Genomic DNA, 13,124 nt, shown 5'->3' on the forward strand with positions numbered 1-13,124 from the left:
TAAAACGCCGCATAGCCTAACCCGCATCCCCCTGTTGTGTCAAGAAAATTACAGGAGAATTACACAGGCCATCGTCCTCTATGCAAACGCTAAAACCTCGTCCACATGGCCGTTTCAGGCGGCTTCTGTAGAAAAAAGCGGCTTCAACTTTCGTTGAAGCCGCTTTTCATTTTTGGAGCTTAAGCTTTGCTGCTAGTGATCCATTGCCGGGGTTGAATTCTCGTTTGGTTTCTTGAGTTGTATCATGAGATCGTCGTCCCATTTACCCTCGACATTCATGTGCGCTGCCGCACCCAGCAATACCGCCTCGATCAGGTTGTGGCTGAGGTACACATACAGGCCGGGTTGCTTGAATTCATACAACGCTGCACCCGCCGCACCGCCCGGGATGAACCAGGTTTCCTGGTTGGTGATGGGGGGATCGCTGAATTTGCCCCCTTGCCATACCAGGTCGCCATGGCCACCAATCAGGTGAGGCCGCGAATCGCGGTTGGCCTGGGAGTGGACGAACAGCACTTTCTCGCCCACTTTGGCCTTGAGTGCATTATCCCCGGTCAGAGCACCCACTGAGCCATTAAAGACAACATGAGTCGGGATAAGTCCCTTGGACAGTTCCAGCATCTCATGCATGCCTTCGGCAGGGGAACCATAGGTCTTGAATTTGCCATCCGCACCCTTGGGCAGGTAGAGGTCCTGCTCGCCGATGTAGTAGGCGCGGTCATAGCGCACAGGCTTGCCCTTGGCATCCTTCAGGCCGTCGCGTGGCAATACCATGATGGCTCCATTCATGCCGGAGATGACGTGAAACGGGATCATGGTGCCACCAGGCGCGCAGTGATAGACGAATACACCCGCCTTGATCGCCTTCCAGCGCACTACCACGTCTTCACCCGGTGCAACCAGGGTCAGGCCAGCGCTGCCTAGGGCGCCAGTGGCGGCGTGAAAGTCAACATTGTGCGACATGGTGCTGGTCTTGGGGTTGACCAGCGTCAGTTCCACATAATCGCCTTCATGCACGACAATCAGCGGACCCGGAACGGTGCCATTGAATGTCAGCGCCCACATCTTGGTGCCATCCGGTGCAACATCCACCAGCTTCTCGATGGTTTCCATGCGAATCTTGACTACCTTGGGTCCGCCCTTGGCCACCTGGTCGTGCTTGGGCACAAACGGCGGCGCCACCAGTTCCTGGGTCACTACGGGTAATTTGGAAACGTTGGTTGCCGCTACGGCCGGGGCAGCGCTTATGCATAGCAATCCCAGTCCGACAACCCCTTGAACAACTTTGTTCATGTCTTCCCTCCATATAATTGTTTATCACCGCGCATCATCCTATGCGCCATTACATCTGCCGTTCAATCCTGACTGCTCACCCTTTTCTGAAGAGCATCTCTAAAAACTCAAACCCCGTCGCGCAACCTTCGCTGCCAGCACCACGCCCGCCAGGACGCCATCGTCCCGCAAAAATGCCGACGCAATATGTATTCACGGGGGGAGAAAAACATTTTTCCGAACAACAACGAGGTATGCGCGAATTTCGAATTTTTAGAGATGCCCTTAAGAGCGAAGGCCCGGCAACTATACAGCTTTACAATTTACATGTCCATGGAGAAAGTTACCGAAATAGCATTGATGTGAAAAGGGTTTTTCAAGGCGGTAAACCTTCTGTCATGAATATTCGGCATGGCGGGGCGTTCCATAAATTCGACCTGAGGCCCCTTGCAAATGCCTAATCGGACGTCTAACGGATGCTAGGCTGGCTTGATGCATCATCCACGGGCGCCATTGATATAAGCGGCAGTAAGTTCATGGGCGGGTGATTCAAATATCTGCCTACAATGTCCAAATTCTACCAGCTGTCCCGCATGGTCCCTGATCCAGAAGAATGCCGCATAGTTTGCGATACGGCGAGCCTGCGCCAGGTTATGCGTCACAATAACGATGGTGTAGCGCCCGCGTAAGCGCTCGATGAGATCTTCCACGACACCGGAGGCGATCGGGTCCAAGGCGCTGCATGGCTCATCCATAAGCAGAATCTGGGGATTTAATGCGAGTGCGCGCGCAATGCAAAGGCGTTGCTGCTGCCCACCTGACAGGCTGAGCGCGGAAGTATGCAGCCGGTCATGCACCTCTTCCCACAACCCGACATCCTGCAAGACGCGCTGTATGATGGCATCCGCTTCGCTGCGCCGGGTAATGCCATGTTCGCGCAAAGGCAACTCGATATTGCGATGGATTGAGAGCGGGAAAGGCGCGGGCTTCTGGAAGACCATGCCGATCTTCCGCCGTAGCACGCGCAAATCGCACGCGGGATCATGGATATCGCAATTATCAATGCGAATACGGCCTGTGATCCGGCAACCGGGGATCAGATCGGTGAGCCGGTTGAGCGAGGACAGGAAACTGGTTTTCCCACACCCGGAAGGACCGATCAGAGCAGTGATGCATCCGCGATAGATATTCAGGGAGAGGCTTTCCAATGCGGTCCTCGCCCCATAGCTAAGAGAGAAGTTCTCCACCTCGATCACGGGCTGAGGTTCGCAACATGCCGGACCCAACTGCATGGGTCCTAGGGTATACGCGTCGTCCTGGCCGATGAAGTGGCCCGACGCCGTTGTGCTGGATCGGCGTTTTATGTTCATTCCGGTGCTATCTTTCCTCGTTGCCAGCCTGCTGCCAGCTTCATCGCAAGGAGGTTGATGAGCAGCAGCGCAGCGATCAGCACCAGTGCAGAGGCATGAGCGGGCGCGTCCCCGCCCGGAACATTCATTGATAAATCGAAGATATGCACTGCCAGCGTACGCCCGGAATCGAGCAGGGACCCGGGCATGCGATCGACATATCCGCTGGTAAATAATAAAGCCGCGGTTTCTGCCATGGCGCGGCCGATCCCCAGGAGCAACCCGGCTACCAGCGCAGGAGCCGCGGCGGGTAGCAACACATGATACAAGGTTCCTGCGCGCGACATGCCCAACGCCACGGCTGATGAACGGTAGGTGTCCGGCACGGCACGCAAACCCGCCTCGGCGGTGCTGACAAGAATGGGCAGTAGCATGCAGGCCAGGGTCAGCCCTCCGGACAAAATGGAAAACCCGAGACCGAGATAGATGCTAAAAAAAATATTGCCGAACAGGCCAAAGACGATGGAGGGTACTGCGGCAAGAATCTGCAGACTGTAGCGCACTGTGTAGCCGAAGCGGCTGCGAGCCGATAGATATTCGGCAAGCATGACAGCCGCAGCCCAGCCTAGCGGTAGAGCCACAACCAAAGCGGTCAGGAGGACCAGGGTGGTGGAGACCAGGATGGAGTTGATGCCGCCGCCTCGCCCGGCGTTCTGCGGGGGGTCCATGATGAAGCTCCAGGAAAGATGTTCAATCCCACCGCGCACAAGATCGCCGAGTATCCACAGAAATACGCCGCTGACCAGAAAAGCGACAGCATATACGGTCCATCCCGCCATCCGGTCCCGCCGATCATTGCCGAGCGGCACAGCCGTTGCCCAGGCTGTTTCAGCTTGTCCCATGCCAGCTCCTTCCCAGCCGCGCTGCGGCGCTCCATAGCGTGATCACCAGCACCATGAGCGCCAAGCCCGACACGAACAAAGCAGCTCTGTGGTCGCTTACGGCGTATGGCATTTCCAATGCAATATTAGCGGCGAGCGTTCGTACCGGGTCGTACACGCTGGACGCGTGCTGCACTACATTCCCCGTTACCATCAACACAGCCATGGTTTCCCCGATGGCACGTCCGGCCGCAAGGATAACGCCCGCAGTGATGCCCATCCTCGCCGTTGGCAGAGCCACGCCGCGAATGATGCCCCAACGCGACATGCCCAGCGCGGCCGCGCCGCGCAGGTATTCATCGGGCACAGCCAGCAGCGCCGCGTGCGCCGTAAGCGCGATGGTGGGTAGAATCATTAACGTCAGCACCAGGATCCCCGCCAGCAAACTGGCGCCCGGGGGGTGCAATTGATTAATCAGCGGCACCAGGGTGGTCAATCCCCAGAAGCCATAGACCACTGAGGGAACGCCCGCGAGCAATTCGACCAGACGCCGGTAAATGCCGGCGATCTGGGGCGGCGCGTAGTACGCGACAAATAACGCAGAGGCTATGCCAAGTGGCGTCGCCAGCAATAACGCCCCTCCTGCGGCGTAAAGCGTGCCCGACAGCATAGGCGCGAGGTTATATGCCCTTTCCGTGGGCTGCCACGAGGGGTCAGTGACAAAGCGCACCGGCTGGATGTCCCTGAGAAGAGACGAGGACTCGGCCAGAAGGAAGAAAAGGATCAGCAGCACCAAGCCGGCCGCGATACCGGAGGCTATTCGCAGCAGCCAGAGAAACAGCGCGTCAATCGACGGTGACGGGAACGAAATATTGGGCTTCGACCAGGTCATGAACCTCCATGGAACGTGCGAAATCGATGAACTCCCGGGCCAGCCCTCCCGGCACAGCCCGTGTTACCAGATTCAGCGGCCGCGATAGCGGAAAAGTACCATTACGGACATTCGCCACCGTAGCAGCGACACCATCGAGCGGCAACAGCTTGATTGGCGTCCCATGCTTTGCTTCGTATGCGGCAGCGCCTATTGAAACGTAGCCGATTGCATTCCGGTTGCCCGCAACAGTTTTTATCCCCTGGGAGTTGTCGCCGATGATTACATGCGGCTTAACTTCGCTGTTCTTTAGATTAAGATAGTTCAAAAACAGCTCAAGCGTGGAACGTCCCTCGGCTTTGTTGACCACGGTAATAGGCGAATTCACCCCTCCCACTTCCTTCCAGTTCACAATTTTTCCGGTATAAATATCGATAAGCTGGCGCCGATTTAACACTACGGCGGGGTTGCTGGCGTGCACAATAACTGCAACCCCATCCAACGCGATAGTGTGGGTGCGCAAACCCCGCTCTTCCGGCTTCAGGTCGCGCGATACCATGCCGATGTCGGCAGTCCCATTGCGGACATCGTTAATCCCCCGCGAAGAACCACCGGTCTGCACATCTATTCGTGTTCCAGGATGCCGTGATTCGAACCGCCGAGCGATCTCCCCAGCTAAGGGCGCTATTGTGCTGGCACCTGTCAACACCAGTTTTTGTGCTGCAGTGTTCCCCACTGGGCTCCACCAAAGTCCCGCGGTAAACATTACTGCGCTCGCCATTGCAAGTTTCATGTCCCTTTCCCCCTATCCTCGCCGCCAGGCGTGGTATTTTTCCACCCAATCAAGCAACCGGCCGGGCACATGCTCGCGCCTCCACTGTCCCGCAGCATACTTGTTCGCCTCGGACCAGGTCGGGTATGTATGAATCGTCCCAAGGATCTTGTTGAGGCCAAGGCCCTGTTTCATGGCGAGAACGAATTCCGCCAGCAGATCGCTGGCCCGTTCACCGACAATGGTGACCCCCAGAATGCGATCGCTGCCCGGCGGGGTAAGAACTTTCACAAACCCGTACGCCGCTTCATCCGTGATGGCGCGGTCGAGTTCTTTCAGGCTGTAGCGTGTTACCTCACATTTGATATCGCGTTTGCCGGCTTCCGCCTCAGATAATCCGACCCGCGCGAGCTCCGGGTGGGTAAATGTGGTCCATGGAATGACCGAGTAGTCCACCTTGAAGCGTTTCACGCCGCCAAATAAAGCGTTTACAGACGCGTACCATCCCTGGTGCCCCGCAACGTGGGTAAACTGATAAGGCCCGGCCACATCGCCGCAGGCATAGATGTTGGGATAAAGCGTCTGCAACCACGCATCGGTCTCAACGTTACCCTTCTTTGAAACCGGAATTCCCAACTCTTCCAGACCGAACCCTTTGGTATAAGCCATTCTTCCTACTGCGCACAGCATGGCATCAAAAGGTAGCGTTTTTTCAGTTCCATCCTGCTGACGCACGATCAATTGCTGTTCCCCTGCTTCGTATTCGCAACGAATAGCATCAGTTTGGGTTAACAAACGGACACCGTCGGCGCGCAATGCCGCTTCAATCAGCGCAACAGCATCCGCGTCCTCTCGCGTCAGCAAATCGTGATTGGCTACCAGCATCACCTCACAATCCAGGAGAGCGAATGCCTGTGCCAATTCACAGCCAATAGGACCGCCGCCTAACACAATCAGCCGTTCGGGACGCTCTGTGAGAGACCAGATTGTGTCTGATGTATAATAGCGCGCGCGCTCCAAGCCCGGGATGGATGGGATGATGGGGCGGGAGCCGGTAGCCAGGACAATCGCGCGGGTTGTGATGGATCGACCGTTGACCTCTACCGTCCACGGAGAGGTAATGCGCGCCCTGCCGGCGATGACCTCCACCCCTAGTTCGGTGTAGCGCTGGGCGGAGTCGTGGGGTTCGACCGTTTGTATGACTCGGCGCACACGAGCCAATATGTCAGCGAAACTGTATTCGACGGTTGCGTGCGCGATGCCCAACTCGTTAGCGTGTCGGGCGTGCCGCAGGAACGCAGCAGACCGGATCAGTGCCTTGGAAGGGACACAACCAAAATTAAGACAATCTCCGCCCATCTTGTTTGCTTCAATAAGTGTCACCTTTGCGCGCGTAGCGGCTGCGACATAGGACGTTACCAGGCCGGCGGCCCCCGCGCCGATGACGACGAGATTACGCTCGAATCGCGTTGGCTTGGCCCACTTTTTGGCTCCCATTCTGCTCATCCTCACACGTCCGATACCCCACCGCGCCAGCCAGGGAAATACGGCCAGCAACGCGAGGGAACCGATCAGCCCGGGAGAAAGGAGCCCCGAAAGACTGGTAAGCGAACCCAGCTGGGTTCCGGCATTAACATAAACCGCGGTGCCCGCCATCATGCCCAACAGGCTGACCCAAAAGAAAGTGCGGGTTCGGATGGCCGTCAGTCCCATTAGCAGATTAATCATGAAGAAGGGAAAGATAGGCATCAGGCGCAACGTGAAGAGATAAAATGCGCCGTCCCGCTTGATGCCTTCGTCGATCACCGCCATGCGCCCACCGAAGCGCTTCTGGACCGCATCGCGAAACACGTACCGGGCGACCCAGAACGCGAGCGTCGCCCCAATACTCGCGGAAATGACCGCTACCGGGATCCCGACCAACAACCCGAAAATCGCGCCGCCCGCCAGAGTCATTACCGCAGCTCCAGGCAGGGAAAGGGCAGCGATAAGGATATAGACGATCGCGTAAAATCCTATTATGCGCAATGGCTGCGCCCGATAGGCCTGCTGCAGTTCATCGCGACTGTTCTTGAGGGTTTCGAGGGTAATGAAACGCTGGAGATCAAAAGCAAAAAACAATCCGCCCAGCAATACCAGCACTAAGAGCAACCACCAGCGTTTCATCCCGAGCGCCTTTAAAGAACAATCTTCGCGGAGAAGGGGGTCTGACGGGCCTCGCCTTAATCAACATTCCGCTTCATTTCGCTGCACGACGCGCCGTATTTAAAACAACTAAAGCATCGATGATGCTTCATGCTTACAGGCATTTGCAGGGCTTCGGTCAGCGTTTGCGCAAGAACGTAATCGGGGTCGTCATCCACTAGCGTACACGCGTAAACATACATGCTGCCGTCCCTTTTGACCACCATCTTGCTGAAGGAACACATGAACGACCGTCTTGTCTCTTCAGTATGGAATTCGGTCATGCAGCGTCCTGTAATCTCCGGCACTGCCACCTGCGTCTCCGGGGGATGAAATTCCGGAAACTCGACCAGCGTCAACTGCTCGGGTAACCCCGCGGAGCGAAAAACCTCTGCAAAGCCACCTGCCACCACATCCCCTGCCATGTCGGGCAGCTTTTGGTGCGCCACGGAAACATGAAAACCCATGCCGTGGAGCTCGCGCAAACCTTTCACCGCCTGGGCAAACATGCCTTCTCCACGGGCTGCGTCGTGGCGTGCGGGATCCGCATAGTCGAGGCTTACGCGGAAATGCAGTTCGCCTGAATGGTTGCGTAACGGTTTTAAGTGCTTGAGGCGTTTTATCAATGGCTCAGTCGCGTTCGTCAGCACCAGGCAGGGGCGGTGCCGCAATGCATAATCCAGGATGCGTATGATGTCCTTATTGACGAAAGGCTCCCCGCCGGTGAAGGAAAACTGCTTGACACCCAGGCTGAGCGCTTCATCGATATAGGGAGTCGCGTCCTCGAAACGCAACAGTTGCAAGCGCTCGTCGCCCGGCTTCGAGCCTTCCAGGCAGAAAGGGCAGGACAAGTTGCAGGCCGTGCCGGTGTGAAACCAGAGTTCGTCCAGCGCATGCGCTTGGATAACGCCACGCGGTTCGCCGCTCCGGGTTAGCAACCAGTCTTGGGAACGGGCAGATGCCGCCGCTTCATGCCCTGGCCGCATGCCCATGCCTAGCAGCATCCACCGGCAAGCCCCGCCCCGGCACTATCGCCATCATCATATGGGAGCCCCACGCCGCAGCCGGGAAAAATACCGTAGTGCCGCTCGAAGCTGCCATAGAACTCGAAATGCGAGGCGAACCGGGTGTCGTGCAGCATGCGCCACGTGTTGCCGCAGACAGGAAAATGCTTTCCGGTTTCCATGCGGTGATGCTTGTCGAGCACGAACACATGGGGGTGATAAGGTAGGGTGCCGCGATAGACTACGGCTTGGCCATAGTCTTCGCATGCCGGCTCCAGATTGTCCAGCTTGAATAAGCGGTAAGTCGCGGAGTAAAAACGCATGTTGCCAGTGCGGCCAGCCAGCTCTGCGTTGCGCAGGACAATCCTGCGATCCTCTATCAAACGCGGGTCGTCAAACCCGTGCTTCAGCGAAAGGTTGATGAAATCGTTCCAGTACAGCGCGCCGCTTAGACACTCGCCATATAGAACGGGATCGGCGGCGAGTGTTGCCGGCACCCGCCGGTCAGTATAAATATCGGAAAAGTAGAGTTCGCCGCCGGGCTTCAGCACCCGCCACGCCTCGCGCAGGACCGCTCCCTTGTCGGGTGCGAGGTTGAGCACGCAATTCGACACGATCACATCCACACTCGCATCAGGCAGTTTAAGCTCGGACAGGCGCTCGATGTAACCGTGCAGAAAACACACATTGCTGCTGCCATAACCGAACGCTTTACGGTGGTATTCCTCGTGGCGGCGCGCGACTGCCAATTGCTCTTCAGTCATATCAACCCCGATCACCTGCCCATTTTCTCCTACCAGTTTCGACAACACGTACACGTCGCGTCCGGCGCCGCACCCAAGATCGAGCACTGTCAGATCTTCAAGCAGTTCGGGCAGCACCAGCCCACACCCGTAGTAGCGCGCGAGCACCTCGCTGTGTACCTGGGCAAGTATCGGCTTCACATATTCGGGCAGGTCATCCCCGGTTGTGCAAGCATTGGTCTGAAGATCAAGCGACGAGCTTAAGGTTGCTCCGTAGTATTGCTGGACAATGTCATGCATGAATCTGCCTCCTAAAATCAGTTCGTTTTGGAGCGGTAGCGTGCGGCCAGCCTATCAGGCGAAGCGCCCCAAGCAAAAGCAAGCGCAAGATTGCGATTGATCCAGGTGCGGCGCCACCAGCCATCGCGGTGCCAGCGGCGGGGGTCCACGAGGATCGCTTCTTGTAACGGAACAAAGCCCCCCAGCCGGCGCAGTCCGTTTATCAAGGCGACTTCCTCGAACAGGGGCCAGGGCGAATGACCGCCTGCCTCCCAATATGCATTCCGCCGCATGAATAAACCCTGATCGCCATAAGGAACCCCGAACCGGCAACGCATGGCAATAGCCGGTTCCAGCAGCAGGGCAGGCCAAGCGCGAGGAAGATCGAAACGAAAGCGAAAATAGCCGCCGACCGCGCCTTGGTCGAGTGCCAACCGCATCGCGCTCAACGGGTCGGGACATAACCGGGTGTCGGCATGCAGGAACCATAACGCGTCCCCTTTTGCTAGCGCGGCGCCCGCGCGTAGTTGTTGCCCACGGCAAGGTTCGGCCGCCAGCCACTGCGCTCCATATTGCTGGCACACTCTTCCGCATGCCGGATTTCCCGCGCCGTCGACGACGATGATTTCAGGTGATGAGTCTGGCAACTGCCGCAACTGGCCGAGCAGATCCGCCAGCTTGTCCTCATCTTGGTAGCAGGGAATAATGACGCTAAACCTGGACATCGCCCGGTTCTCCCATGCTGACAATATCACAAGTCAACTGATACAACGCACGTCGCGCCGGCCGATGGTCGGCTTTCAATGCGGTTAGTAGACGAAAGACATCCTGCTCTTCATCCACGTCGAAACTTTGCGTGAGCATGGCAAGCGACTGTCCAGCCCCGCGGCAGCAGCCGGCCAGTGCCGAGCCCAGATGCGACGTGCTCCACGGCAAGGCGTCCAGCATGGGCCAACGCAGGCGGCTCCCCATTAGCACCACACCGCCATCGACGGCCGGCTTCAGAACAGTATCATGTTTCAGCAACGCCGCGCGGGCTGCGGAGTAGTCGGTGGCCGCAAGCACGGGTGCGTCACTGCCTATATAAATCAGGTGTGCGATCCCCCGATCGCGCAAATTATGATCGACAGCGTTCAGCCGTTGTCCCAGATTGCCGTCCGTTTGAGGCACGATATGAATTTTTGGCTGAAGCTGGGGTAATAAGGAGGCAGCCCAGGCATAATCGGAGGGGTGCGCAGGCGCGATGACCACCGGACCAGGCCAATCGCGGACGTCTTCCAATGCACAGGCGAGCAATGCCTCCGCAATACGCCTGGCCCCTTCCTGTCCCAGGCTCGCTGACAGCCGTTGCTTGCTGCTGCCGTATGCGGGACGCTTGCAAACAAGCACCAAAGTGGTTTCTGTCATGCCAGCGTCCCATCCGCGAACCTGAGAATCGAACGACGGATAACACTGTTACTCATGAGTATCCCGCTGGAATGCCCGATGACAAATCGAACTTCGCATAGCTTTGAGCAATGACGCTACTTTAGAGCGGTAGAATCTTTACATCATAGCCCGTATCTCACCGTCTGCCGCCCAATTTGCGCTGAACGCCGGGGCGAATTAAATCGCCGCGACTTGCTCACGCAAATTCGCTTCCGTTCGGTTTTCGCCTTCCGGGCTTGGCGTACAAATCCATTCTCCTGCTGAATGACGGAACGAATCAAGCTCAAAGAAGGGAGAGCTACGGTGACGGGACTAGGGCGGATTATACGAAGGGCGGATTAGATATGACGACAGGCGAGTAAAATCAGGCTATTACAGGGGTACGAAGAGCTTTTCCGCAGAGACGAATCACCTTTGCCTGTACCATTGCTCCAGCATCATCAAAACCCAGACCATAGTGCCATGGTAACCGGCGTGCTCATCCAGATGGTGCCCGAGCAGCTTGTCGATGAAGTCGGCCCGGATAATATTACGTGACTTGAGACTGCTCAGGCTATCCGAAGCCAAACCCTGCAAACCTCGATGCTGTTGCAGCCAGACGCCAAAAGGCAAGCCGAAGCCGTGCTTTTGCTTCGCGATAATATCGTCGGGCAGAAATCCCCGAAGCGCTTCCTTAAAAAAATAACGTAGCTTCGTGCCGTTGAGCTTCAGATGAGGCTCCAACCGCAGCGAGAAAGCCACGATCTCGTCGCTGATCAGGGGAAATGCGACCTCCATCGCCGCCAACTCGCAAGCCTTTGCCACTTTGGGCAGGTCGTTATCAGCGAGCGTGAACTTGCGATCAAAAGCAAGCATGCGATTAATTAGGCTGGTGGCGTTGTTCTCGTGATAGACGTCGTCAAGCAGGGCAGCCGGGTTGCTGGGGTTAACGGTTCCAAGGAATTCACGCGTAAAAACTTCCGCAGCCCCGTACCGCTCCAGCAGGTTATATGTTTCTGTTCGCGCCGGCATCGGGATCGATGCTTGTTCAATATAGCTCCGCGCCTTTTGTACCAGCGGTAACGCAGCCCCACCCGGCAGGCCAAAAATGAGCGGCTCAAGGATACCCTTGCGCATCAGGGAGGGGGCCTTTTCATAGAGCGAAAACAGGTGTTGTTTGGCGTAACGGGAATTGCCGCCGAACAGTTCGTCCCCGCCGTCACCCCCCAACATTCTGGCCAAGCCGTCAGCTTTAGCCATTTGGCCACAATAGAAAGCCGGTATGGCCGACGCATTGCCAAAAGGTTGATCGAAAACGGCTGCGACTTGCGGGATCGTGTTCACGATGTCATCGGGCGTAACGTAATACTCGTGATGACGGGTGGAAAAATGTCTGGCCGCGATTCGCGCATACTCCATTTCGTCATAACCCGACGCGTCAAAACCGATGGAGTAGGTGTGGGCTGGGCCGCCCGACACCTCTCCCAATATTCCGGCAATGGTCGAGCTGTCTGTGCCGCCGCTAAGGAAGGCTCCAACTTGCTGATCGCCTACCGCGTCGCGCACGCTGGAGCGCAGCACGTTTAGAAATTCCTGCTGGAGCTCCTGAAAAGGGCGCTTCTCGTTTTCCACGAACTGCATTCGCCAATATTTGCGAATCTCGACATGGCCCTTTCGATAAAAGAGGTATTCGCCGGGCAAGAGGCGTTTCTGGTCCTGGTAAATAGTATCCGGACCCGGCACCATGTGAAAGTACACATAGTTGTATACGCTTTGAGGGGCGATTTCGGATCGGGCTCGGGGATGTATATTAATTGCGTCCGCCGACGAGCCAAAGACCAGCCCGCCCCCATGCTCCTGATAGGCTAGAGGGTTAATGCCCATCCGGTCTACCGCCAGAACGCCTTCCTGCGCGGCTTCATCCAGAATGCATAAGGAAAACACTCCTGTCAGACTCTCAAGGGCTTTTTCGCCTCGCTCACGCCACTCGCGCCCCAAGGTCCTTGCCACCCCTTCGGTGCGCGCAAGCTGGACTAAGCGCGGCTCGCGCAAGCGGGGCCGCCCCCATAACGCGACCAGAAGCCCATCCTGCTTATGAATATGTCTGCTATCGCTGCTTGCCGCAACTGCCACCGCGCTGCTTCCTTCAGCATCAGCCTCAACCTCGCTCGCATCAAACCGAGCCAGAGGGGCGGCCATTCGCTGCACGAGCTGCATATTTTCAATAACGGAGGCACTATGGCCTATCCAACCGCACAATCCGCTCAAAACAGTTCTCCCGTTTTTTTACATCATCCTGCTTTTGTCACTGGCTCTGCTGGCTACGAGCGGCATACTAGCCGGTAGGAAAGCCTATCGTCTA

General features: G+C 57.0%; 12 protein-coding genes. 1 reads left to right on the top strand and 11 read right to left on the bottom strand.

Annotated features, from left to right (window positions below; genetic code table 11):
- Positions 1-192: 192 nt before the first annotated feature.
- Entirely contained in the window at positions 193-1,293 is a 1,101-nt protein-coding gene (nirK, locus tag C8R31_RS13275; RefSeq protein ID WP_107694564.1) for a copper-containing nitrite reductase, read from the bottom strand.
- A gap of 41 nt (positions 1,294-1,334) precedes the next feature.
- On the opposite strand from nirK, the gene C8R31_RS15875 reads away from it, so the two are divergent.
- A complete protein-coding gene (locus C8R31_RS15875; RefSeq protein WP_181320610.1) occupies positions 1,335-1,733 on the top strand; it encodes a hypothetical protein in 399 nt (132 codons plus the stop codon).
- A 36-nt stretch (positions 1,734-1,769) separates the two neighbouring features.
- On the opposite strand, the gene C8R31_RS13285 is transcribed toward C8R31_RS15875, so the two are convergent.
- From C8R31_RS13285 to C8R31_RS13330, 10 genes are all read right to left on the bottom strand, one after another.
- Complete coding sequence (locus C8R31_RS13285) at positions 1,770-2,564, bottom strand: phosphate ABC transporter ATP-binding protein (RefSeq protein WP_375136133.1); 795 nt, start codon at positions 2,562-2,564, stop codon at positions 1,770-1,772.
- 74 nt (positions 2,565-2,638) lie between these two features.
- Positions 2,639-3,523 (bottom strand): phosphate ABC transporter permease PstA, encoded by an 885-nt coding sequence (gene pstA, locus C8R31_RS13290; protein WP_107694567.1) that lies wholly within the window; start codon positions 3,521-3,523, stop codon positions 2,639-2,641.
- Positions 3,510-4,394, bottom strand: a complete 885-nt coding sequence (pstC, locus tag C8R31_RS13295) for a phosphate ABC transporter permease subunit PstC (protein ID WP_181320612.1) — start codon at positions 4,392-4,394, stop codon at positions 3,510-3,512. Before pstC ends, pstA begins: the two co-directional genes overlap by 14 nt.
- Entirely contained in the window at positions 4,348-5,166 is an 819-nt protein-coding gene (locus tag C8R31_RS13300; RefSeq protein WP_107694568.1) for a phosphate ABC transporter substrate-binding protein, read from the bottom strand. The genes pstC and C8R31_RS13300 overlap by 47 nt, the downstream gene beginning before the upstream one ends.
- A 12-nt stretch (positions 5,167-5,178) precedes the next feature.
- Positions 5,179-7,311 (bottom strand): FAD-dependent oxidoreductase, encoded by a 2,133-nt coding sequence (locus C8R31_RS13305; protein ID WP_107694569.1) that lies wholly within the window; start codon positions 7,309-7,311, stop codon positions 5,179-5,181.
- A 56-nt stretch (positions 7,312-7,367) separates the two neighbouring features.
- A complete protein-coding gene (locus tag C8R31_RS13310) occupies positions 7,368-8,321 on the bottom strand; it encodes a radical SAM protein (protein ID WP_107694666.1) in 954 nt (317 codons plus the stop codon).
- Positions 8,322-8,323: 2 nt separating this feature from the next.
- Complete coding sequence (locus C8R31_RS13315) at positions 8,324-9,376, bottom strand: methyltransferase domain-containing protein (RefSeq protein WP_107694570.1); 1,053 nt, start codon at positions 9,374-9,376, stop codon at positions 8,324-8,326.
- Positions 9,377-9,393: 17 nt separating this feature from the next.
- The gene (locus C8R31_RS13320; RefSeq protein WP_107694571.1) at positions 9,394-10,080 is read right to left on the bottom strand and encodes a TIGR04283 family arsenosugar biosynthesis glycosyltransferase; all 687 of its coding nucleotides are present in this window, start codon (positions 10,078-10,080) and stop codon (positions 9,394-9,396) included.
- The gene (locus tag C8R31_RS13325) at positions 10,067-10,762 is read right to left on the bottom strand and encodes a DUF2064 domain-containing protein (RefSeq protein ID WP_107694572.1); all 696 of its coding nucleotides are present in this window, start codon (positions 10,760-10,762) and stop codon (positions 10,067-10,069) included. Before C8R31_RS13325 ends, C8R31_RS13320 begins: the two co-directional genes overlap by 14 nt.
- A gap of 429 nt (positions 10,763-11,191) precedes the next feature.
- Complete coding sequence (locus tag C8R31_RS13330; RefSeq protein WP_258192710.1) at positions 11,192-12,961, bottom strand: asparagine synthetase B; 1,770 nt, start codon at positions 12,959-12,961, stop codon at positions 11,192-11,194.
- Positions 12,962-13,124 lie beyond the last annotated feature (163 nt).

It is taken from the genome of Nitrosospira sp. Nsp2, assembly GCF_003050965.1.
GTDB lineage: Bacteria > Pseudomonadota > Gammaproteobacteria > Burkholderiales > Nitrosomonadaceae > Nitrosospira.

Coding starts and splice junctions, on each gene's coding strand:
- nirK (WP_107694564.1), bottom strand. CDS start 1,293: ATGAACAAAGTTGTTCAAGGGGTTGTCGGACTGGGATTGCTATGCATA.
- C8R31_RS15875 (WP_181320610.1), top strand. CDS start 1,335: ATGCGCCATTACATCTGCCGTTCAATCCTGACTGCTCACCCTTTTCTG.
- C8R31_RS13285 (WP_375136133.1), bottom strand. CDS start 2,564: ATGCAGTTGGGTCCGGCATGTTGCGAACCTCAGCCCGTGATCGAGGTG.
- pstA (WP_107694567.1), bottom strand. CDS start 3,523: ATGGGACAAGCTGAAACAGCCTGGGCAACGGCTGTGCCGCTCGGCAAT.
- pstC (WP_181320612.1), bottom strand. CDS start 4,394: ATGACCTGGTCGAAGCCCAATATTTCGTTCCCGTCACCGTCGATTGAC.
- C8R31_RS13300 (WP_107694568.1), bottom strand. CDS start 5,166: ATGAAACTTGCAATGGCGAGCGCAGTAATGTTTACCGCGGGACTTTGG.
- C8R31_RS13305 (WP_107694569.1), bottom strand. CDS start 7,311: ATGAAACGCTGGTGGTTGCTCTTAGTGCTGGTATTGCTGGGCGGATTG.
- C8R31_RS13310 (WP_107694666.1), bottom strand. CDS start 8,321: ATGGGCATGCGGCCAGGGCATGAAGCGGCGGCATCTGCCCGTTCCCAA.
- C8R31_RS13315 (WP_107694570.1), bottom strand. CDS start 9,376: ATGCATGACATTGTCCAGCAATACTACGGAGCAACCTTAAGCTCGTCG.
- C8R31_RS13320 (WP_107694571.1), bottom strand. CDS start 10,080: ATGTCCAGGTTTAGCGTCATTATTCCCTGCTACCAAGATGAGGACAAG.
- C8R31_RS13325 (WP_107694572.1), bottom strand. CDS start 10,762: ATGACAGAAACCACTTTGGTGCTTGTTTGCAAGCGTCCCGCATACGGC.
- C8R31_RS13330 (WP_258192710.1), bottom strand. CDS start 12,961: ATGGCCGCCCCTCTGGCTCGGTTTGATGCGAGCGAGGTTGAGGCTGAT.